The organism is Enterococcus sp. 4G2_DIV0659 (assembly GCF_002140715.2).
Classification (GTDB): Bacteria; Bacillota; Bacilli; order Lactobacillales; family Enterococcaceae; genus Enterococcus_L; species Enterococcus_L mansonii.
Window position 1 is genome coordinate 1,500,013 of sequence record NZ_NGLE02000001.1, and the last position, 23,473, is coordinate 1,523,485.

15 protein-coding genes and 1 pseudogene are annotated in these 23,473 nt (G+C 36.4%); 1 reads left to right on the forward strand and 15 read right to left on the reverse strand.

Annotation, left to right across the window (positions count from 1 at the left end; translation table 11 throughout):
- Positions 1-128 precede the first annotated feature (128 nt).
- Entirely contained in the window at positions 129-836 is a 708-nt protein-coding gene (locus tag A5880_RS06910) for a GntR family transcriptional regulator (RefSeq protein WP_086330948.1), read from the forward strand.
- Between the two features lie 19 nt (positions 837-855).
- Here the strand turns inward: A5880_RS06910 and A5880_RS06915 are convergent, their stop codons facing one another.
- The 15 genes and pseudogenes from A5880_RS06915 to A5880_RS06990 all read right to left on the reverse strand — a co-directional run bounded on the left by A5880_RS06915 (position 856) and on the right by A5880_RS06990 (position 23,467).
- Positions 856-2,634 (reverse strand): glycoside hydrolase family 35 protein, encoded by a 1,779-nt coding sequence (locus A5880_RS06915; protein ID WP_086330947.1) that lies wholly within the window; start codon positions 2,632-2,634, stop codon positions 856-858.
- A gap of 12 nt (positions 2,635-2,646) precedes the next feature.
- Positions 2,647-3,810, reverse strand: coding sequence for a glycoside hydrolase family 88 protein (locus A5880_RS06920; RefSeq protein ID WP_086330946.1), 1,164 nt, complete (start codon positions 3,808-3,810; stop codon positions 2,647-2,649).
- Between the two features lie 138 nt (positions 3,811-3,948).
- Positions 3,949-4,776, reverse strand: a complete 828-nt coding sequence (locus tag A5880_RS06925) for a hypothetical protein (RefSeq protein WP_086330945.1) — start codon at positions 4,774-4,776, stop codon at positions 3,949-3,951.
- Complete coding sequence (locus tag A5880_RS06930; RefSeq protein WP_086330944.1) at positions 4,763-6,517, reverse strand: DUF2264 domain-containing protein; 1,755 nt, start codon at positions 6,515-6,517, stop codon at positions 4,763-4,765. The genes A5880_RS06925 and A5880_RS06930 overlap by 14 nt, the downstream gene beginning before the upstream one ends.
- Positions 6,518-6,856: 339 nt before the next feature.
- Positions 6,857-8,530 carry a hypothetical protein gene (locus tag A5880_RS06935; protein ID WP_086330943.1) on the reverse strand — a complete coding sequence of 558 codons (1,674 nt, stop codon included), beginning with the start codon at positions 8,528-8,530 and terminating at the stop codon, positions 6,857-6,859.
- A 160-nt stretch (positions 8,531-8,690) separates the two neighbouring features.
- A pseudogene (locus tag A5880_RS16190) lies at positions 8,691-11,314 on the reverse strand (YfhO family protein).
- A gap of 19 nt (positions 11,315-11,333) precedes the next feature.
- The gene (lepB, locus tag A5880_RS06950; RefSeq protein ID WP_086330941.1) at positions 11,334-12,053 is read right to left on the reverse strand and encodes a signal peptidase I; all 720 of its coding nucleotides are present in this window, start codon (positions 12,051-12,053) and stop codon (positions 11,334-11,336) included.
- A gap of 18 nt (positions 12,054-12,071) precedes the next feature.
- Entirely contained in the window at positions 12,072-12,746 is a 675-nt protein-coding gene (lepB, locus tag A5880_RS06955; RefSeq protein WP_419469608.1) for a signal peptidase I, read from the reverse strand.
- A 30-nt stretch (positions 12,747-12,776) separates the two neighbouring features.
- Entirely contained in the window at positions 12,777-13,442 is a 666-nt protein-coding gene (locus A5880_RS06960) for a hypothetical protein (protein ID WP_086330940.1), read from the reverse strand.
- Positions 13,443-13,469: 27 nt separating this feature from the next.
- On the reverse strand, positions 13,470-14,573 hold the full coding sequence (locus A5880_RS06965) for a WxLIP family cell surface protein (protein ID WP_086330939.1): 1,104 nt from the start codon (positions 14,571-14,573) through the stop codon (positions 13,470-13,472).
- 163 nt (positions 14,574-14,736) lie between these two features.
- Entirely contained in the window at positions 14,737-15,522 is a 786-nt protein-coding gene (locus A5880_RS06970) for a WxL domain-containing protein (protein WP_086330938.1), read from the reverse strand.
- Positions 15,523-15,552: 30 nt separating this feature from the next.
- Positions 15,553-16,353, reverse strand: a complete 801-nt coding sequence (locus A5880_RS06975) for a WxL domain-containing protein (RefSeq protein WP_086330937.1) — start codon at positions 16,351-16,353, stop codon at positions 15,553-15,555.
- 4 nt (positions 16,354-16,357) lie between these two features.
- Entirely contained in the window at positions 16,358-16,726 is a 369-nt protein-coding gene (locus A5880_RS06980; RefSeq protein WP_086330936.1) for an LPXTG cell wall anchor domain-containing protein, read from the reverse strand.
- 15 nt (positions 16,727-16,741) lie between these two features.
- A complete protein-coding gene (locus tag A5880_RS06985) occupies positions 16,742-20,086 on the reverse strand; it encodes a MucBP domain-containing protein (RefSeq protein ID WP_086330935.1) in 3,345 nt (1,114 codons plus the stop codon).
- Between the two features lie 219 nt (positions 20,087-20,305).
- A complete protein-coding gene (locus A5880_RS06990) occupies positions 20,306-23,467 on the reverse strand; it encodes a lectin-like domain-containing protein (RefSeq protein ID WP_086330934.1) in 3,162 nt (1,053 codons plus the stop codon).
- Between the last annotated feature and the right edge of the window lie 6 nt (positions 23,468-23,473).

Genomic DNA, 23,473 nt, shown 5'->3' on the forward strand with positions numbered 1-23,473 from the left:
TTGAGTTTTTCGATTACTCCTTACTAATTGTTCGTCTTTACTAACAGATAGGCTATAAAGCAATTGCTTAAATAAAATTAACATGTTATGCTTAAAGAACTACCCTACAATAACGGAGGTAATCCATTGTGATCCCTAAATATGAGCAGATCAAGCAAGATCTCTTAATTGAAATAAAAAACCATACATTCATCCCAGGTGATAAATTCTATTCAGAAGCAGACATCAAGCGCAGATATTCAGTTAGCTCTATCACTGCTGTGAAGGCATTGAACGAATTAACTAGCGCAGGCTACCTTTATCGTATACAAGGTAAAGGAACCTTCGTCTCCAAATCAAAGGTCTCTCAAAATGTTAAATTTTCTGATATAGAACTGCATTCTTTAGATACTGAGAAGATTCAAGTGATTTCTATCGAAGAAGAAAAGAAGCCTGATATCTTAAAAGAGCTTGGCTTGCCTGCTAATAGTTCTTACTACAAAATCGTCCGCGTGCGATCATTCAGTGAGGTTCCTTTTTTAGTGCATATCACTCATTTACCAAAGAAATTAGTAAAAGAACCTCTGTCAAAAAAACTTTCTGCTTATGCTAGTGTTTACGAACGTGTGCGTAAAGATTTTGATATTGATCTTTTTTCATTAGCTTCTGTAGAAACAAATGAAATCGTCTTTCCTGACGATGCAGAGTTGTTACATTTACTGCAACTAAGTTTTCGCGAGCCCGCTGTTAAACAAATCAAGCATTCTTATTTACCTGACGGAAGCGTAGCTGAATACATCGTTAGCTACAAACATTGGAAATATTTCAAAACAAAAATAGAGGTAGAAGCCGAGTAAAGCTTCTACCTCTATTTTTTTAATCTATCATTGCCTTTTCCGAAAAAATAAGCTCTTTAATTTCTCGTCCCTCTGTTTCAAAAATCACAACTTCATTACATCCTTTGGTTAGGAACTCTTTTGGACAATACAACGAACGGATTGGTCCAACATTCCAGTAACGACCAAGATTAATGCCATTTACTATGACCACACCTTTACCGTAAGCGGAACAATCAATAAAAGTATCACCTAACTCGTTTAGCTCAAACTCTATTTGATAAAAGGATGGCTGTAAGGGGTCTGTTCCCGCTGTATAATCAATAGAGTGCAACTGATCTTCAGACAGTGTCAGCGGGTATTGTTTGTACCCCTGATGAAAATGGATATCCTGCATAATACCGCCGCGGATACCTTTTGATTGCGTGGGTGCATTTAACTTAAACCCATAATTCACTCGCCCTAAATTTTCGATCAAGACATCCAAGTTGATTTTTTTATGATCTGCTTGCCCTTTTATAATCATCTCTTCCCCAACAGTCTCTTGATATTGGGTTGCTTTATACGTTCCATCAACATACACTTGAATCCGGTCACTAGCTTCTACTACTTTCAATTTATTCTCATGAAAATAATTGTTCAATTCGACTGAATATAGCATGTACCCGTAACCAACACCAGCTGCTTCCATACTTAAAGGATACGTGGTTTGCTGAGCTGTTATCATCTTATCCTTCGTTGAAAAGAGCGACACACTATTTTTTACAGGATATATACCTAAATTTACGGGGACTTTTTTTCGTGGTTCTGCTTGCCAAACTTCTGGACAAACTTCCTTAATTGCTTTTTGAACGTGATAATATTTTTCTGTCGGCTCCCCCCATTCAGTCAGCAAAGCGTCGTAATCATAGCTGGTGACTTGGGGTAAATCAAGCGCACCTCGTGCAGAACAACCATTGTAAAAGCCAAAATTCGTTCCCCCATGAAACATATATAAATTCAGCGAACCGACTTCCAACATAGCTTTTACTTCACTCGCTAATTCTTTCCCCTCTCTTTTGATGATCGGTTCATTCCAGCGGTTGAACCAGCCATCCCAATATTCCATACACATGATTGGCCATTTTTTGCCATGACGCTCCATAAAATTTCTCATTACTTGCGCATTTTCTTTTGAACGGCTACCAAAATTCCCTGTCACAAACACATCTTCTTCAATCAATGTCCCTGCATCCAACACTTCATCCCAAGCGCCATCAGAGGTGAACATTGGGACATCAATACCAAATTCTTCCATCAATTGTTTGGTTTGACGCAAGTATTCTTTTTCCATACCATATGAACCATATTCATTCTCGATCTGCATCATGATGACTGGTCCGCCCAGGGTCAGCTGTAATGGTGCTAGCTTAGGGATTAAAACACTGAAATATTGACGAACTTTTCTCATAAAACGTGGATCAGTTGAACGAAGACGTATACCTTTTTCCTTTAGTAACCAAGCTGGCAGCCCGCCAAATTCCCATTCTGCACAGATATAAACAGAAGGACGCAAAATAACCATCAATCCCATTTTTTGAGCAAGTTTAACAAAGACTTCAATATCTTTGACTCCTTTAAAATCATAAGTTCCTTCGATCGGTTCGTGTATATTCCATGGAATATAGGTTTCTACCGTGTTGGCGCCTAAAGCCTTTAGATTATATAAACTATCTTCCCATTGACCTGGTGTCATCCGAAAGTAATGAATCGCACCACTTATCAATTTGATCGGCTTACCATCTAATAAAAAATCTTCTTTTATCTCAAACGTTTGCATTGTCATCCCCCTTTACCAGTATCTTTTCCACGTCGGCTTCGCTAACCTAATCAAGGCCTCTAAATAAAAATAATCGCCCCATAAATTTGGTTCATCGATGCCTTTTCCTTCTCCATGTACATAAACACCATGAAGTAATAAGCCTTCGTTATCACTTATATTTTTGGCTGAATACTGTTCTCCCAGTTGATAAAGCATTCCCTTAGCGATTGCTTTTGCTTTTGGATATGCGTGCAATGATTCCGCTTCTAATAATCCGCAAGCTGCAATTGCCGCTGAAGAACTGTCTTTGTCTGAAGGATGTTGATCATTAAAATCAAAATCCCAATAAGGCACAAGATCTGCAGGTAAGTGTTCCAAAAAGACCTCTACGACTGCTGAATAAATTTCTGGAAACGGCTCAGAATGAAGATAACGTTCATTCAAAGGAATCCCCAGCACCGCCCAACTTTGCCCTCTTGCCCAAATCGATTCATCACTATTGCCTTGATGGGTTGCACCATGACTTGGCTCTCCTGTCTCAGGATCAAAATAGTACGTATGAAACGTTGTCCCATCTTCTCGAATCACTGTGTTCAACAAGGTATGATAATGCTTCGCAGCAACAGCCGAGTAACGAGGATCACCAGAAATTTCTGTCGCCTTGAATAAAAGTGGTAAATTAATCAAAGAATCAATAATCAAGCGGTATTCCTTTGGATCACCGTATTTTCCCCAAGCTTGAATAAAATTGCCCTGTGTCTGAAAGCGAGCCAATAAAACATCTGCTGCCTGTAAAAGTTCTTTCTTGCAAACCTTACTTCCAGTTACTTCGTAGCCTGCACCAGCTGATAAACTATACAAAAAACCAATATCATGATGATCCAATACAAAGTGATTATCTAATCGTTGTTGGAAGCTTTCGACTGTTTCCATCGCTCGTTTCATAAATTTTTCTTTTCCAGTCCATTCGTAAGCAAACCAAAGCATGCCTGTCCAAAATCCGTTCGTCCAATCATCGTTCTCTTTGATACGATATTGTCCGTTTGTCCCACAAGCTGAGGGGAATTTCGCGCCAAACCGCTCCATGTTTTTTTCAATTTTCCTGACACATTCATTGATTTGCTCACTGAGCCATCGTTGGGTTACATTTTCACCTAAGCGAATCAGCTTATTTTTATTCTCTTGAAGAGTCATATCCACCACTCCTTAACTTGTTAACATATTAACCAAAAACATTATAACTCAAAAAAATTCAAAAAGCGAACCTTCTTGAGAAATTTTTCTAGCAAAAAACCATGATTTCGCTATCAGCAAAAAAATCATGGCTCCTTTTTATTTATTTCTCCCAAAAACCTCAATTTGGGTAAGAGCAGGAAAGGGAGAACTATCCGCTGCTTTTTTAAGCTCCTTAAACGTTACCGATTCTGTTACTTTTAATGGAAATCTGATTTCCTGAAAACTTGTGGCATTCGTAGTTGGCACAACAAGTTGGGTGCCATCTGAAAATTCTAGTGTCACTTCGTTCCAATAACTATCGTGAGGATAGTCTCCTCTAAATAACAATCTGATCCAGTCAATGTCTACTTTACGACCAAATTCAATCGTCAATGCCGCATCTGCTTGCTGGTTGATTCCCCAAGAAGCGAAGGGATACGAGCCATGAGACAAGTTGCCATATTTTCCGTCAATCGCATTTTTAGCAAAAAAAACAGCATCGTCTCTCGTTTCCACATTTGCTTTTACATGAGGATAAACGCCAGATATTTCTTTTTGATCATGGGAATTAAAAGAAAGATTTTGATAATTTCTAATTTCAAAATCATAAGCTTTTCGCACCATCAAGTGGTGACGTTTTGAGTGAAAAGCTGTTTCAACAGAAGCTTTTCTAGTAGACTCAGTTAGCGGAATTGAGTACTCCCATGTTTTTTGAGGCACAAAAATAAGGGAAGGTGCTAATGTCTCATCTAGTTGAACAACAAAATAGGTATCCTCTTCATTTATTGTGACAATAATCTTATCTCCACATTCATATGAGTAGTCTTTTATTGCCAGAACTGCCAAGCTATCCCCTTCTGCGACAAAAGGACCACACTCCTTTTCATGATCAATCCGACCAATAATCGTTTGATTTTCTTCATTCTTTAATTCAATTTTTATCATCGTCTTTTATCCCTTCCTCACCGTTAACAATTCCACCAACAAGGCAGATTAAACGGTGCTTTCCTACAGGTAATATTTTTTTCAAACAAGGCAAACTGGTTCTAGGAAAAAATAACGAAGTATTGGCTTCTGGTTGAATAACCAACGCTTCATCATAACCTTCGACTGCTATGATTTTAGAGATCAACTTCTCTTCTGTCACAAAGCACCAATTTGCTCCTATTTTTCCTTGTGGCTTTCTTCCTGACAATGGAACGCTAAACCCACCTTCTCGAATCTCTAAAGGAACCTTCGTGTCAATCTCATGGACACGCAAATGCCACTGCCCCAAAGGATACAGCTCTGTATCAACTACTACACCTTCAAATGGCGACCATCGATGATAAACAGCTTCCTCCGTGATTTGATAGTTAAGCGTTTCTCTTTTTGTTCGGAAGAAACGTCCGTTGTCACAAGAAATAGCTAAGGTATTATCAAATGCGCCTTCTTCATAACTAAATCCAGCTTTCGGTACACTAAAACCGAACTTCGTTGAATAAACAAACTTACTATATTTCGCTTCTGCATGCGCCTGTCCTTCAACCATCATGCCGGCTGGAAAACCTAATACGTGGCGGCCATTATCTTCTTGAATCAAAAGCATATTTCCTTTTTCCATGAGCTTCCTTGTTTTTTTCTTTATTGGTAAGGGCATAGCTTGCCAAAAAGGATGATCTTCGCAAACTGCTAATATTAAAAATGTCTTTAATGCCCAATATGGCGAACCAGGCGCATTGTAACCTTCTGCCATCACAAGATTTTCGTAATGATAACCGATTGACAGTCTGCCATCAAAAGTAAAAATATCGTGGTCTAACCAATTTTTTAAATGGGCAGATAAAATTGTTTTCATCTCTCCCCAAGGAATCGCTTCAACATCTGCAAACACCAATGCTGAAAAAAAAGCGCCTTGGGCAAACCGATACGTCAAACTCCGTCCATAAGGCAACGCCTCTCCATCACTATCAAAGTAATAAACAAAGTCTTGGGCAAATATCGTCGCTCTTTCGATAAAACGTTGTGACCAGATCGGCTCTTCTTCTTTCATAAATTTCGCATAAATCAACCCATAATAGTGGAAAGCAAAAGGGATGTAATAGTCTCTTTGTGTGCTCTTTCCGTCTATATACCAGCCTGAACCGATATACATGGAGTCAATTAATTGAAGTTCTTCTATTAATCTCTCCCAATTTAAAGACTCCCCACAATGATACAGCGCAATCCGAATGAGGACTTTAAAAAACGTCCAATTATTTTTAGGAATTTTCCTTTCCAACGCTTGCGATAACCATGCAACAACATTTTTTTGATCTTTTTCTGCTAATTGATCCCAAAAGTAATTTTTCTGTAACAAAAGCGTCAGCGCTATCGCTGCCATTTCAACGATATATTGATCGTAATCAGTGACCCTACCCCAAAAATGAGGACCATCAGGATCTGTTCCTTTAGCCAATTTTGCTAAAAAAGCATCTCTCAGTTCATCATCTTGTTGACTCTTCCAATATGGCGCAATTCCCCATAAAGGACGAACAAGCGCTTCCATATCAGCTCGTTGCTGATTATATACTGCTCCACTGTTTCCCAGACACAGCCCTGAATATTCAGATTTAATGATTGGCTTTCTCAATGGCAAAATAATTTCTTCTAGCGCTACTACAAAATCCTTCTGACTAAAAAAAGGATTCCTTTTACTCTTTTCCATCACTAGAACCTCCTTCGCTCACCGAAAAGAATAGCAAGTTACAATCCCTTTTTCAAACATACTTTTCTAATCTAGATTAAAATAAAATGAACTCATATTTGTCCTCACCCTTCCACTTAATCTGTTTTTTCATAGTCATAAACATTGGGTTTATATGATTAAATGAACATCCCCCTCGTTTCTCCCTCCTACTTAACCTAATAAAAATGAGGAAATGACGATCAAAATCAAACAAAAAACTCATAATTAAATGTGAATAACAAAAAAAGCAAGAACGAGACAAACGGAAAAACAATTTGCCTTCGCTCTCTGCCCACTAAACATCAGAACTCCTTATTCTCATGATTTGTCCGGTGAGAAAAGTTTCTGACGAATAATACCCGTCATCAAAATAATCCAACTAATTACAGAAACCATCATAGATATCCGTTGAATCCAAGTCTTTTCATAGAAGATTTCTACCTTCCCGTTTTTCCCAACGATAATCTCACATAACCCCGGAAATCTATCACTTGATGCGACCTCCAGCCTCTCATCAGTTTCTATATTTCGCGCCTGATACCCCTTATAATAGATAAACGGGAGCGTTATTTTTCCAGTTTGACTAACTTGATAATTCAACCTGACTTTGCCATACGACCACTCTGTTTTGTCAATTGTGACCATATCCGTTCTTCTAATTTCTTTTGGCTGTGTTCGTAATGATAAAATGTCCATTCCACTGGGGATATACTCTAATCCCCACCCTAAATAGTTTGGATCATAATCCGTATATGAATCCTGCCGCCACTTTTTTATTGCATCAGGTAACACTAAACTATGACCTATGCCCATTAACAACACACCTAACATCACTGCTCTAATAAACCAGCCATTGATTTGTCTATTCCGAAAAAATTGCTCACTAGTATCTGCAAATCCCCAACAAATACAAAGTGTAACAATCAGAAAAAAACGCCAAGGAAACTGCACTGTATTCAAAATAGTTTTACTAAGTAACCTCTGGGGAGCAATATTCGTTGCTAAAACAAAAAATACCACACCAATAATCACTAATTGCATCGTCAGCTTCGACAAAGATTTGTAGCAGATTACTAGTATAAACATGCCTGCAATAACAAATAAACCTAAATTGTTATGCCCATAATTTTTAAACGCAATCCAAAAATACTCTTGAATACTACTGGCACTTTGTTCTAAAGTAATCACAGGTGAAACTTGAAAATTATACGTTTGTCCCCATAACTGTTCTATAATTGGCATTAGAAAACCAGCGACTAACAGTATTGTCGCTCCAATCGCATAAACAAAAGCAAACACCCTTTCTTTTTGTTCAAAAATAACATCCATATTTAAGCAAATAAAGAAAATAATAAAAAAACAAAAAATAACAGCTGTCAACATATGGGTTAAAATTACTCCACTCATGCCAATTCCCAATAAGTAAAACTTCTTTTCATTTCCTCTGAAAATATGCCATAACCCTAGTAAAGCGACAGGTAAAAAAGTCAACGCCAAAACCTCTCCCAATGCTGCGCGTTCAATCATATCTCCCAATCGATAAGACGCAGTTCCATATAAAAAAGCAAAGAATAACGCTTGCTGCTTATTTTCTTTATAACTTTTAAAACTGTGATACGCAATAACATAACTAGCAAAATTGATCATTATTAACAATCCAATATATGACTGAGCAATCGTCAGACCAGCATATCTTAAAATGGCTGCCGGATACAAAAAAAGATCTCCATAAAAAATAGGTGCGGCATATCCCATACCATTCAAAAAATAAAAGTTGATTTTTGGAAAGAAATCTCCATTAGCAATCCCTAAAGCTAACCCATTAATCCGATTATGATGAAAAAAAATGTCATCTCCTTGATAAAGTAATCCCCCTTGAATGTGACTGAAATAAAGAACACCAACACTCAGTACTAGAAAAAACAAATAGTACCTTACAAGGTATGATTTGTTCCAAACTTCCACAATCCCATTACTTCTCTGACTTTTCATTCTTTACATTACCAACAATAAGTGAACACTCATTATTCCTTTCTATCTTTTTTAATGAACTATGCTAAAAAATAAGCGCGTGCGAGTCAAAACTAAAAAGAAGTATTGGCTCTACACTACGCATCTAAATAAGTAGTTTATCGTATTAATTTCTCTATATCTAATAACTATAAAATGGATCTTCAGCTTTGCATCGCAACCACCAAACATACCCAACAAAGCCGCCTGTACACACTATCAACAATCCAACACCTAAAGGAAAACCTTGTGGTAAAAAGACAAATTCAATTTCATGCTCTCCAGCACTCACTGGTAAAGTCAAAAACGCCTGCTTAAAGGTTGGAATAGTTGTCCGCTTCCCATCAACATATGCCTTCCAGCCTTTATCATAAGGGATACTAGTAAAAAGCACTTTATCTTGATCCAATTTTACTGTTGTTGCCGCTCTACGTCCTTTCACTTGAAAGTCTACGCCATTATCTTTGATTTTCTCAATGGAATGACTGAATTTCTTTGTATCCAACAACGCTACATCTGGCTGGACGATTTGAAAAACATCTTTCTTTTTCAAATTAGAAATACTCATCTTAAAAGTGACCTTTTTTGCTTCTTTGTAATAGCCTAAAGAATAATACTGCCCCGTTTCTGTGATGGAACTGTCATGAACAACGCCATCTACTTCCAGCTTCATCATTGGAAAGCCAAACGTTTTATACCCTACTGGATAAATACTAACATAGGCCTGTCGATTTTTAGGGATGTCCACTGTCCATTCTAAAATCATCGGCTCAGTCTCTTTTTCTGGTGTATATGTCACAACATCAGTACGATTGATCCTTCCTTTTTGCTCTTTTATATTTGTAATTTTGACTTGTTCCAACGCACTAAATGAAAAGAAATCCTCTTTTGTTTCGGCCAAGTGATTTAATAGTGTTGCTTGTGATTTTACAGCGCCAGACTCATATATTTCATCGTCCGTCCACATTCCAAGTGGTAACGCATAGCTATTTTCATACAGTGAAAACTCACCTTTTTCGGCAATTTTATTGTATCCAAATTTTCTAACGACCTCTTTTGCTAAGTTATACTTCATCCCTACTAAAGAATCCATCAACAACGTATTGTTGGCATAACGGATATTTAAATTCGTTCCTGTTGAGCGATACCCCAAAGCATTCAAATAGTAAGATGAGTGACGATTTCGGATTGAAGAAAACATGTTCACACCACTATATCCGTAATTAAAAGAATCATTAGGTGAAACAAAATCTAAATTCTCCAAACGATAAAAACTAGTATTATCTACTTTGGTCTGATCCACTAACTCCTTGATTGGTTTATAAGGCTCTGCATAGTATTTCCTAGAAGGATAATGCCATTCATTTTGAATCCCTAAAACAATACCATAACTATTTAATCCTGCCTCTCCACAAACCAGTAAAAGCAATAATAATCCAATCCACTTTCCATAACTTTCATTTCTTTTCATTAAAGCCATAACCACTAGATAACCTACGAGAAAAACGAACGTCCAAATAACATTGATCGCTTGAATATATTTATAGTCAGCTTGTCCCGTAATAAATCTCACAAATAAATATAGCCCCATTAAACTTAAAAAAATCGTGACCAGTTGATCAAAGTCTTCTGAATCATATTTTTCCCACCCATAACCTGCTAAAAGCAATACGAGGAAAGAGAAAAGAAAACTAAATCGAAAATTAAACATATTCGGTGTATGCATCCCTTGCCAAAAAGATTCAGCGGCTCTAAGTAAAAACTGGCAACTAAAATCAACAATAAACTGCCATAACAAATTTTTTGCTTCAATGAAATTTTCTTCGTGATGAAAAAAAATAAACAAAAGATAACAGCTAGCAAGCCTATGTAAATAAACGGTGTAGACTTTATCTTGGTACTATCGTAGATTCCTATCATATTTTTAATTATTAAATCCCAAGGACCAGTATTTTTTGTTTTCAAATGAACAATTTTACTAAATACTTCTCCGTTGTTTTTCAAGTCCAAAACTGTAGGTAAAATCACGATCATCGATGTACCACCAGCTAGAAATGAAGTAAGCAAATACATCGGAAAACGTAACAAATATCGTTTTCGATCAGTCAACATGCGTACTACAAAATAGCCAAAGGTAAACAGCCCCACCATAAACGCCATATAAAAGTTTGAAACAAATAATAGAACATAACTTATAAATAGCAAGACTGGTTTCTTTTGATCCATTAAGCGATGAATCCCCAAAACAATTAAAGGCAAATAGACCATTGCATCCAGCCACATTAATATTTCAGAGTGTGCTACCACAAAAGACATCAATGCATATGAAACACTTAAAGCAACGTGGCTCCATTTTGGTAGCCGAAATGTCTGATAAGCAAAAAACCAAAACGCTCCGCCTAAACTGCCGATTTTTACTAATGTAAGATAATAAAGAAAATCTGGAAGTTGAAGATTTGTAAAAAAAATCACCAAAGGACTGAATATCCCTCCTAAATAATACGCAATAAATGTCCAATAATTTAGTCCCATTGAACTATTCCAAGTATAAAAAATACTTTGATCTCCTTTAAATACATTGTTTAAACTAGCATAAAAGTTAACATATTGAGAAAACCCATCACTTGCCAAAATCGTGTGCTGCTCACTTCCTGGATAAACACCTATTTTTGCATATACAATCACCATAATTGCAATTGGAATTCCCACACTTAGCAACAGAAACATCCCATTATTTTTGATAAATAAATGAACTTTCTTTCTCATACTGACCTCACTTTACAATTTAATGAACAAAACCAAATCGATCCAAGGGGTAAAAGCGAAAATTAACAACCCCTTCGATTTGCTTTGCATCAATGAATCCAATTGAACGGCTATCTTTAGAATTTGAACGATTATCCCCTAAAACAAAGTAATGATCTTTAGGAATTTGCTCTACGTTTTTAAAAAGAGATACCGTTTCTTTTTGAAAGAGTTTGACTACTATAGTACTATCAGGTAATTTATTTTCTTGAATTAGTTTAGCAGGTTCTTGATTTCTATCTAGATTTTCAAATACATATAATTGAGTATCGTATAAAAAAATCCGATCACCAGGAAGTCCAAGCACACGTTTAACATATGAACTATCCGGCTCCTCTTTAGGTTCAAACGTAACAATATCGTAACGAGTGATTGTTTTTCTTTTATGAATTAGTAAATGATCTCCATTTTTAAATGTCGGTTCCATTGAGTGACCTTCTACAAAATGAGAACGGTAATTCAGCAAAAAATTCAAACATACTAAAATAAATAAAACAAATAGAATCGTTTCTAAAATGCTAGATAGCTTCGCTAATTTTTTTTGCCATAATCGTCTTTGCACTTGGTGTTTTCTTGAAAGTGATCGGCGCTTTTTTACTATTAATTTCTGTCTTCTTTTTTTCTTTACAGCATGAGTTTTTTGTTGATTTATTTTAGAATTTTTTCTTCGTTTTTTTTGATTTCGTTCAAGATGATTCATAGTCTCTACCTTTGTTTTCTATAGTTTCATCATTTCGTGAAGCGGAAGTACTTTCATTGTGGCGACACCGATAATCTCTTGTTCGTCAACCAATCCATAATGCCGACTATCTGTTGCAAAAGAACGATTATCCCCTAAAACTAAATACTTTCCTTGAGGGATCTTACCCCGAACAGCTCCAATAATTGCTTCTGTGCTAAAATCTTCCGTTAGTTGATAGCCCTCTTTTCCCGCCTTCTTAAGTTCTTCAGTCAAGAATCGTTCCACTCGTTCCTGATCATTGATAAAAAGAACATCTTCTTTATACACTACTTTTTCTCCTGGCATACCAATAATTCGACGTGTGGAAACCTCATTTTTTCGATTCGGAACATGAAAATAAACTAGAGAATAGCGTTTGATTTCACCTAAACGATTCACAAAAATTCGATTAGGCTCTCTCAACACTGGGGTCATCCCAAACCCTTCTACTTGAGGTAGGACGAAGGTAAATAACGAAACCAAATAAATCAAAAACAACGTGATCACTATGCTAAATACTATTTCTATCAGCGTTTTCCTCATCCATTTCCGTCGCTGTTTTTTTCTTTTCTTGTTTGATTGTTGTCGCTTTTGAGCCTTTTTAGGTCTTGAAACAGTAGACTGGTGGTTGTTGGTTTTCTTTTTAAGAGCTCTTGGTTTACGTGTTGTCATCAAAAACCCTCCTTGGTGTATTAAAACAGCTTATTTATTTCTCTTTAAAGAAGCTTCGTTAATACGGAAGTACTTTAATACTTTTTTCTGATTTCCTTGAGCTGTCTTTACATCACTTTTATAACTTTTCAGTGTCTCAGGGTTACTTAATGACTCTAATGTCTGACTCCCCAGATTCACTCCTAATTCTTTCATATTTGAATACAGTCGATTCAATTTTTTTTGCCCTTCTTCTGATAAACGTCCATTTGCTGAATGTGCACCATAACTAGCAAGTCGTGCTGATAAATCATACAATGTCCCTTGTATTTTTTTAGGATTATCCGCTTCTTGCACTTGATTTAATTGTTCTTCAATACCATCAATCAGAAAATAACCTTGTATTAAAGCATCTGAATCTCTTTTCCCTAAGTTCGTTGCTTGGTAATAGCGACTGTAAAAAGCACCGCTAACTCCTACTATTCCTATTAATAAAAAGAAAATAACATACCGAATCTGCTGATTACGCTTTTTAATCAGCCTACGACAAGCTTTTTTCCATTTTTTCACTTTAAGTTTATGTTTAGGTCTCTTTGTCCTTAGTTGCTCCAACTTTTTTCCTGTTAGTACTAGTACAGTCAAAAAAATGAGCATCAACACAAAACAGAGGATAGCGAAGGAAAGGAGTCCAATAAACAGCCAATCTAATATTTCCATTTTTCTGCGCCTCCTCTCTAACTCTCTCTAGTTTTTCTTTCTTTTCTTTGTAGAAGAGACTTTTCTTTTAGCATTCTTCTTTTTGCTACCCTTCTTTAACGAACGAATCACTATAAAAACAATCAAAATCAATGCCAAAGAACCGCCAACAATCATTGCGATCAACAGCCAATTGATTCCTGTCTCTTGAACTAATGTCAAATCTTGTTCATTGAACTTATCTGCGTCTTCATCTGTGATTTTAAATTCCTGTTCCCACTGCCAACGCCCGCCAGCTTTTGTAGTCACTAAGATTTTGGCGCGATAATCACCTGGCACCATTTTCTCACCATTCATAGATACTGGAAAATTAATCAATGTATTTGGTGCCATCTTCATATGAGCCTTTTTAGTATCATATAGTACTTCATCTGAGGCTTTACCCATAATTTGGACATCTACTGTCATATCACTGATATAGATTGGTTTAACATTAGAAAAATTAATAAAAATAGAATTACGGTAATTATTTAGTTCTGGATACACCTGATTCAATTTCAATTCAGGCTTGATTTTTTTAGTTTCACTTTCACTTAATTGAATGCCCGTTTGATAGACAAATTTATTTTTAATCATTCCGCTATCTGATTTTGTATCTGTATTTTCTTGGTCTTTTTCAGACAAACTAACCGCTCCTGAAATATATCCTTCAAAAGAAGCTTCAGGCACAGCAACTTCTAAATCTAACATTTTTTCACTTTGTGGTGCTAATGTCACTTCTTTTGGACCAGTTACAATGTCTTTCAAATCATATTTTAGCGAAGCATCCTTTTTCATTTTATTCTCGCCATACTCAATAACACCGTTACTGTTGGTTTTAGCTCCATTTACACTGACTGAAACAGTTGTTTCTTTATCTGCGCTATTTTTCAGTTTTATTTGGAGCGTTTGCTTTTGCCCTGGTGTCACTCTTAAATCAAAGTAGCCTACTTTAGAATTATGTTGGTTTTCTGGCAAGATCACTTCATAAGAGAAACCACCAGAATTTTGATTATCTTTTGACTCTTCTGCATAAACCGTCAATGCAGAAATAAAGGAGAGTGTAACTATGTATAATAAGCTCAGTAGTGTTCTTGTTACTTTTTTTCCCATTAAATATCCCTCTTTCTTTTCTTGAAAATAAGAGGGTGGGACAAAACTAAAAACTCGTTTTGTTTCACCCTCTAACACCATCGGTATGAATAGCGTAAACGAATCAAATCATGCACTACTCATTTTTTGAGACTACTTATGTCTCCCCTATTTTACAATTTTTTTATGCTTCTGGTTCTTCTACTTCTGGTGTCGTAGCAATTGTCCAAGTGATTTCAGCTTCATAGTTTGTAGATTTCAATACATTTGTACCTGGCACTTTCAATGTCACACCATCATATACATCTTTACCAGCTTTAGCATTTTCATTGGTATCAAACATTAGCTCAAATACACCAAATCCTTTGCCAGATTGTTTATTAGTCAATATTGTTTGAGATTTTGAACCGTCTTCCGCAAATTCTAAGTCAGTAACTGAAGAGACAGCAGCTTGAGTAGGTAAAGTTGCACTATTTGTTCCTGTTACCAAAGATATGTTATTGTAAGTTAATTTCGCACCCGTCAATTCAGAAGTAAGAGTCCCTGTACTTGTAAATTGTTTTGTTAATGCTACATCTATTGTGTAGAAATTTTCAGCAACATTGGCACGAATATCTCTGAAGCGAACAAAATGAGCTACTGTTTGAGTTCCATCTGTAAATGGTACTGCTTTATATGTTTTTTCAGAATCATTGGCAAGAATGTCATGTTTATCAAAATCCATATCTGTCACTGATACAATTTTCAATTCAGAAGGATCTGGATTTTGTGTTGGTTCTGTCAATTCTTCTCCTGATGATTCACCTGGTGGTAAGTTAGATGGATTTGTTGATGTATCTGTTTGGAATTCAATATTACCTTTCCCTGTTTGATTGGGACTTGTTGCTGCTTTTGTAGCTGATGGAATTGCAAGAGCTACTCCGACTGCTGCTAATAATGCAGCACTTGCTAATTTGTGTGTGGTTTTCATTTCTGTTTCCTCCTAATATTTTTGGATTATTTATGGTAGCTCGGATAAAATCCAAGTTATCACCGTATTATAAGTGACCGGATCTTTTTTGGTTGCCTCCGGTATAGACAACGTTAATGCTTCATTCTGATACATTGGTTTATTTTCAAAGTTTGGATCCATAACTGGATTGCCTTCTTTGTCTAAACGTGGTTTGAGTGTTTCTTTTCGCCCATAACCATTTTCAGCAGACGCTCCAAATGTAATAGCCCAGGTTCCTTCACCAGAACCAGGTTTTGCTTCAGCTAAATTATATGTTTGGCCAATATTATCGATACGAATCACATCTTTTTGAACGATTGGTGCTTCTTCTTTGTTTCTAGTTGAGCTAGCCCAAGATTGGTCCAAAGAAATCACTGCACCGTTAAGTTCTTTATTTTTTGTGTCATCATTTTTGAATTGCATTTCTTGACGTATCTGTAGAGTCCAGCCTTTTCCAGTACCACGATAATCAGACACTTGTACAAAATTTCCTCTAGCTCCGACATTTCCATGAAATAACTGAGCATTTCCAAAATAAACGGCATCTGTTGAGGTTGTCTCATTCTTCCAAAATTCAAATTGAGGAACAAAATCGATTCTCAGCTCTCCATTTGTAGAAGGACTATCGCCTGGATTCACTTCATTTCCAGGTTGTTCAGGGTCTTTAGGTACTTTGGGGTAGCCACCTTCAAACTGGATATTTTCGATTCCCTGCCTTGCTGTTTCTGCATAAGCTGATACTGAATCATTAAATAGAACAATTAATAAAAATGGTACTATCAACAAAAGAGTCTTTTGTTTTTCCCTCATTCTGCTACCCCTCTTTCCCTTCGATATTCCTCTGCTCTTTTTTCCGTTTCAGATAGAACAGTATCAAACCGATTCCAATTAGTATAATTCCACTAATCCCAAGGCTTGCTTTCACCAGCTCTCCTGTCGAGGGATATCTGCCTACAGGTTTAGTTGGTTTAGGCATCTGCATCTGACTAGGTGTTGTAGTCGCGTTACTATCATTAGATTCTTTCGCGCTGTTGGATGTACTTTCTTCATAAAAAGTAATCCCACCGTTTGTCTGAACCGCACCGCCATTTTCTTCAGCCTCTCCAACCATTGGATGACCAAATAAGAGTGTAGTAAACACGATAGAGATAAAAAGAGCTGAAAATAAATATCTTTGTTTCATTTTTCTTTCCTCCCTCTATTGTGGTGTTGCTCCAACAGTCCAAACAATCGTCGCTTTGTATTTTCCTAGTTCACGAACAGCACCTGCAGGAACATCTAATTTAAAGCCTCGCTCACCCGTTGCCCATTTATCGCTCACATCATACTGACTATCTAATGTATGAGTAGCTTTGACTATTGGCTGATCATTGGCATTTAATATGATTTCAGTCTCTTCACCCGTTCGATAACGAATAGCATCAGGCAAAATTCTTTCTCCTTCACCATCTTTACTTGTGAGATATGTTTCTAATTTTGCCTTCAGCGACCATTCTGTTAACGTCGTCCGATTATCCCAAATAATTAACTCTTTATCATAACTAGGTTTTTCCACCCGTACACCGAAAATTCCTGCATTTCTTATGCCAAAATCAATAGTCTCTGGCGCAGAGTAGATAAAGAGTGTTCCACTAAACACATATTGAACGTCGTACTCCGTTTCTTTCACCAAAATAGCATCCTCAGGTGTTGGTCGTGAGTGAATTTGATAGTTTTGATCTGATATTATTTTTAATACATCTTGTACCTCTTTATTGAGGGTCAAATCAACCGTATCACCGACATTTCCACTAATAGAAACAGGTTTATGAATTTCCTTCCCAGTATCATCCACAAATGCTACATTGACTGTCGCTATTTTAGGCTTAATCTGTAATGTCTTTTCGCTTGCTGTTTGTGTTACAACATCATTATTAGAAGTTTTTCCTGTTAATTCATAACTTTGAAGAAAATTCAACGTTGTTTGACTTGGAACTCCTTGATTTTCTGCTTTCACTTCGTAAGTTAATAGATACTCAGCTTCTGATTCCAACTCTGCTATCTTTACATTCAATCTTCCTGCCGATCCCATAACAACACTAGTCGGTTTAATTTCTTGACCATCTTTAGTCAGTTTCACACTAGCTAAATCAACAGTAAGATTTTCTGGAAAGGAATTTGTCGTTTTATACACAACGTCTTTAAAAACAGACGGTGCTGGCGCGCTATTTTTAAATATGGACGTAAACGTTGTACTATCCCCTTCTTTTATCACATTCGGGGAAATAGAAAACTCAGTTGATAAAATAGGTGTTCTTTGGTAATAAAAAACTACTTCTTTTATTTCCCCATATTTAACTTTCACCGGATTGACTAATGGCTTTTGTTCAACTCCATCAATACTTATTTTGCTCAATGTATATTCTGGAATTGTTTCAGCTGAAATACTTTCTTCCGTCCCTATTAACTTGCTTAGAGATTTACTTTGTGATACTTCTTTTGCTGAACCAATTACGTTGTCTTCTAAATAAGAAATAGCTATTGTTGCCTCACTTGCTTGTATCGTAAGTGGATGCTCTAAATTGGACACTGTAATAGCTGAATTGTCCGGATTCAAGCCTTGGGGAGTAGCTATTGTCTTTAGTACTTTAGAACCAGCAGAAGCATCGATTTGAGCTGTGTAGATAACTTTTAAAGTACTCCCTTTAGCATTTACTAACAGATTATTTTCCGCAGTTTGAATGACTGTAAGGGGAGCCGTTTGTGCTATAATTGGCAATTCCAATTCTTTAGAGGAACCAGTTGAATCTATTAAACTAGCAGAAACAGGTGTTACATTGTTATATGCTGCATCTAACTGAGCAGATAACTTTGCTTGTTGCCATAACGCAGTCTCATTAGTTAGCTCTGAAGTTATAGTAAAACGAACATTGTCTAATACTTTCGCCTGCTCACTTACTTTCCACGAGCCATCCGGTTGCTTCACTTCTGAAACAATTTTTGACGTAATTTCAGGATTATTAAACTGTTTAACCGTAATTGGTACAAATATCGTTGTCCCTAATCCCGTCTTATCTCCTCTAATCGTTACTCCAGCTAATGTCAGACCTTCTTTGGAGAAGATTACTTTATTTGCAAAACCAATAATACTTACCGATTCTGATGCAAAGACACCCTTTAAATTCTTTACTAAAGTAGTTGGATCTAAATCATCTGTACTTGTTCCAAGCATTACTTCTCTAGGTATAGGTGTTGCACTAGGAGTGCCACCTAATCTAGTTTTAGCAATTCCCTCATTGATTTCACTATCACCATCACCTGTGACATTATAGACATTCATCGGAATATGGAGATAACCATCGCTTTGATAATATTTTTCCTTATCTACACCTTCAACCAATTTAGACGTAATGTTAAACTCATAAGAATTATCAACAAATCCAGCATCACTCAACGTACTTGGTGAGGTTGTGACAACAAATCTATGATTAGGAATATCCTTTGTGATTGTAAATTTTGAGGTGACATCTGTACCATTCATATCCGTTACCTTGACTTGTGCTTGAGACAAATCAAAAATTGCATCTGCATTCATATACATCTCATACTTTTGAGGATAAAAAGATTGATCCGATTGCATCGGCATATCTTGAACCACTGAATAACTAATTGTGTTTGTCTCTTCGCTAGTTTCTCCGAAAATTTGAGGTGGTGGAAGAATAACTCTTGCCACAGCTGATGTATCATATTTCAAGTAGGCAACTGTTCCAGAAGCAAGATCAATCGTTTGGTGCATCGATCCATCAGAATTAAACAAATAGGTAAATTCCTGCGTTACTTTTTCACCGGCAGAAACACCAGTAAATCTAGTGACAGATGGCTCAACCTCATCATAAGTAAGTTCACTATTGCTATAAGTATATAATCCTTTCAAAAAAGAACTGTCGGAATCAATGGTTAATCCTTTTACATTGTTTAACCTTTTCACATTCCACATGCCTTGCACAGGAATTTTTGTTGTCGTTCCACTCTCAAAGAAATCATATCTAATTTTCATTTGAGCTTTACTACCACGCGTATCAATTCTTAGAAAGTTATCTTTTTGAAGGGAACTACTTTTTGAAGTGGGATAATAAATATAGGCTGTCGGATTTAGTGAGCTTGAAGTATATGATTCAATCGTAAGACGTAAATCTATGAATTGACCTTTATAAATCGCTACTTTATTCAACTGTACATAATTATCTCCTGTAATATCATTTTCCTTAAACGATGCATAAGTTAAACCTTCCTTTGATGCTCCACTGACCGTATACGTCAGTCTAGGCGTAATACGAAACATCAGGGCATACTCTCCTGGAATAGGCTTAGCTGCACCAGGATTTTTACTATCCACTAAGTTAATTCCAGGATAATCAATCAGTGAACCAGCTACCCGTGTTCCCTGCCCATCAGCATAAGGAAGCATTCCTTCCTCTGCTTTTATTGCCTTATTTTCAATACAAAAGTATCCAGCACAAATAGTAACTAAACAGACCACTACTAAAATCAATTTTTTTCTCATTTTCATCCTCCTTTCTTACTAGAATTAAATACATTTATTTCAACTTCCTATTAAACAGCACCTATACACCACTGATTAATAGAAAAAAGAAACCAAAAATAATGAGTCTTATTATTGATAAAGTGTGTGTCTTCACGAGCTCTATTCATTTCTAGCAGTTTGATATTTCTACAAGTATCTAGGAATAACAGTAAATTTTGATGGTGATGATTTCACCGTCTATTGCGGTGTTGCTCCAACAGTCCAAACAATCGTTGCTTTGTATTTTCCTAGTTCACGAACAGCACCTGCAGGAACATCCAATTTAAAACCTCGCTCACCCGTTGCCCATTTATCGCTCACATCATACTGACTACTTAATGTATGAGTAGCTTTGACTATTGGCTGATCATTGGCATTTAATATGATTTCAGTCTCTTCATCCGTCCGATAACGAATAGCATCAGGCAAAATTCTTTCTCCTTCACCATCTTTACTCGTGAGATACGTTTCTAATTTTGCCTTCAGCGACCATTCTGTTAACGTCGTCCGGTTATCCCAAATAATTAACTCTTTATCATAACTAGGTTTTTCCACTCGTACACCGAAAATTCCTGCATCTCTTATGCCAAAATCAATAGTCTCTGGCGCAGAGTAGACAAAGAGTGTTCCACTAAACACATATTGAACGTCGTACTCCGTTTCTTTCACTAAAATAGCATCCTCAGGTGTTGGCCGTGAGTGAATTTGATAGTTTTGATCTGATATTATTTTTAATACATCTTGTACCTCTTTATTGAGGGTCAAATCAATCTTGTCACCAACATTTCCACTAACAGAAACAGGTTCATGAATTTTCTTCCCAATATCATCCACAAATGCTACATTGACTGTACCTATTTTAGGCTTAATTTGTAGTGATAAATCTTCAACAGTTGTTGTAATTCCAACATTTGTTGACGTATTTCCAGTCAATTCGTATCCTTGCTTAAACGCCACATCTGTTTGAATTGGAGGAGTTGATATTTCCGATTTCACTTCATAAGCTAATACATACTCAGCTTCTGATTCTAACTCTGCTATCTTTACATTCAATCTCCCTCCTGTCCCTATAAAAATATCAGTTGGTTTAATTTCTTGACCATCTTTAGTCAGCTTCACACTAGCTAAATCAACAGTAAGATTTTCTGGAAAGGGATTTGTCGTTTTGTATACAACTTCTTTAAAAGCAGACGGTGCTGGCGCGCTATTTTTAAAGGTGGACGTAAATATCGTACTATCTCCTTCTTTGATCACAGGTGGATCGAAAACAAGGCTTCCAACAGGATTCATTTGGTAATAAAATACTATTTCTTTCACTTCACCATACTTGGCTTTTACTAGATCGACTAATGGTTTTTGTTCAACTCCGTCAATACTTACTTTATTCAATGTATAACCCGCAATCGCCACAGCATTAAAGGTCTCTTCCTCCCCATACAAACCAGTAAACTGTAAATCTTCTTGTAATGCGGTACCACTTTCATCTTCTAAATAAAAAACACTTATCTCTTCTTCACTTGCCTCAATAGTAACTACAATTGTTTTTTCCACTTTAGATGACCCAGTTCCATAGGTTAATGTAACCAGATGCTCTCCTGTAGTTATGGCACCTTCTGTATTTAAATTAGGCAAGGTTGCCGATTCGATTTTAATTTCACTTGGATCAAGAGTACTTATAGGTACCAAACTAGTATCAAAAATCGAAAGTTTTCCTTCTGCTATAATCATTTTCTTGACACTTGCTGAGTCTTTAGGATAATCCTTAGCTAACACTGTAAAGTTTGTACCAGATAATAGATACTTATTGTCTGGTGAAACAGATGTCTCTGGATCTTTTACAAAAATTGGAACCTTAACTTCTCTTGTATTCCCTACCTCATCTGTTAGTAATAACACAATACTGTTTGACCCTATATTTTTGACTATACCTTCAATGTCTTGACCTGGTTTTAATGAAATCTTTATATTACTTTTTTTTGATACATCATCCTTAAATTCACTCATAAACGTGCTGTAATCACTCACTCCAGTTATTTCTTCAGGACTATCATGATTAATTAACAGTAATTTCCCTGTTCCAGTAGGCGCAACCGCATCCACATCGTATTGATTTGAAGCATCAGGAGCTATCATCGTATCGGATACCAAATGTCTTACTACCTCTTGTTTCCCAGTAGCTGTCAAGTCACTATTCGTTACATTAAATGTGATATCTACTCTATTATTTGCTAAAGATAAATCTTCAGTAGAAACTTTTATACTATTTTTTTTAAGAGCATCAGGATCAGGAGTTACAAAACTTCCTCCCACTTTCAAAGACCCTTCTTTATATAGTTGTTTTGAAGAAAGTTCAAATTCAAAAGTTGGTTTTTCTAAATTCTTTTTACCTCCCGTATAATTGCCGGAATAATGCAAAGTGACTTCCTCATCTTTACCAGCGAATTTATCCGTACCCAGCTTTTCTCCCTTAGAATTTTCAAACTCTATTTGGTCATCATAATAGACTAGACCAGGAACTGTACGAAACGCTACCATGGCTTTTTCCACGTCGTTACCTGTTGAACCAGTAAATCCCCAATAAACCGAGTTTGCATCTCCAAATTTCGTTTTTTCAATTTCTATATTCACTGGATCTAATCCTTCATATTCGTACGTTAATTGGCCCTTCCCACTTGCATCCCACGCTGTCCAATAAATTTTAAACAATCGCCATTTCCCATCTCCAATTTTAAAATCATTTGGAATTTGCGGACTATTGTGTTTGATAGCTTTAAGCCAGAGTAGGCTTGTAGTACTGGTATATTGTGCTTTATCATCAGGAAAGACATAAGCGACATGCCCATTTTCTCTTACGTTCGCAAGCCCAGCAAATTGGTAATCTGATGCGTCTGCATTTAAATAGGTATCAAATTCAATTGCTACACTTTTTTTTATTTGATTTGTCGGCTCTAGATACGCAGATATTGGTAATAGTGCATATGCTCCCAAGGATTCTCCAGCTGCTCCATCATATTTTCCTATTGTACTTGGATCATTATGCATAACGAAGGTTACACCATCACCATTACCATCGATATTGATATACATTTCAGAATAAAAATCTTTATCTAACTCTACTTTGTTTAATTCTGTAGCATATATAGCACCTTTTTGACCCTCTAATTTCTCTGTAATGATCACTGTTTTATTTCGTTTAGTACTATTTGCTCCTGCAGGAACTGTGAATAATCCATCAATTTTTATACTTTCTGGTGCTACTTCTGGATCGAGTGGATCAACAGCATTTGCTTTTGCAGGTAACAACACACACACCGCTAGTACTGTATAAATAATTAACTTTATAGCTCTTCTCTTTTCCAATCCAAT

Coding starts and splice junctions, on each gene's coding strand:
- A5880_RS06935 (WP_086330943.1), bottom strand. CDS start 8,530: ATGAAAAGTCAGAGAAGTAATGGGATTGTGGAAGTTTGGAACAAATCA.
- A5880_RS06920 (WP_086330946.1), bottom strand. CDS start 3,810: ATGACTCTTCAAGAGAATAAAAATAAGCTGATTCGCTTAGGTGAAAAT.
- A5880_RS06980 (WP_086330936.1), bottom strand. CDS start 16,726: ATGAAACAAAGATATTTATTTTCAGCTCTTTTTATCTCTATCGTGTTT.
- A5880_RS06970 (WP_086330938.1), bottom strand. CDS start 15,522: ATGAAAACCACACACAAATTAGCAAGTGCTGCATTATTAGCAGCAGTC.
- A5880_RS06965 (WP_086330939.1), bottom strand. CDS start 14,573: ATGGGAAAAAAAGTAACAAGAACACTACTGAGCTTATTATACATAGTT.
- lepB (WP_086330941.1), bottom strand. CDS start 12,053: ATGAATCATCTTGAACGAAATCAAAAAAAACGAAGAAAAAATTCTAAA.
- A5880_RS06960 (WP_086330940.1), bottom strand. CDS start 13,442: ATGGAAATATTAGATTGGCTGTTTATTGGACTCCTTTCCTTCGCTATC.
- A5880_RS06985 (WP_086330935.1), bottom strand. CDS start 20,086: ATGAGAAAAAAATTGATTTTAGTAGTGGTCTGTTTAGTTACTATTTGT.
- A5880_RS06930 (WP_086330944.1), bottom strand. CDS start 6,517: ATGGAAAAGAGTAAAAGGAATCCTTTTTTTAGTCAGAAGGATTTTGTA.
- A5880_RS06915 (WP_086330947.1), bottom strand. CDS start 2,634: ATGCAAACGTTTGAGATAAAAGAAGATTTTTTATTAGATGGTAAGCCG.
- A5880_RS06975 (WP_086330937.1), bottom strand. CDS start 16,353: ATGAGGGAAAAACAAAAGACTCTTTTGTTGATAGTACCATTTTTATTA.
- A5880_RS06925 (WP_086330945.1), bottom strand. CDS start 4,776: ATGATAAAAATTGAATTAAAGAATGAAGAAAATCAAACGATTATTGGT.
- lepB (WP_419469608.1), bottom strand. CDS start 12,746: ATGACAACACGTAAACCAAGAGCTCTTAAAAAGAAAACCAACAACCAC.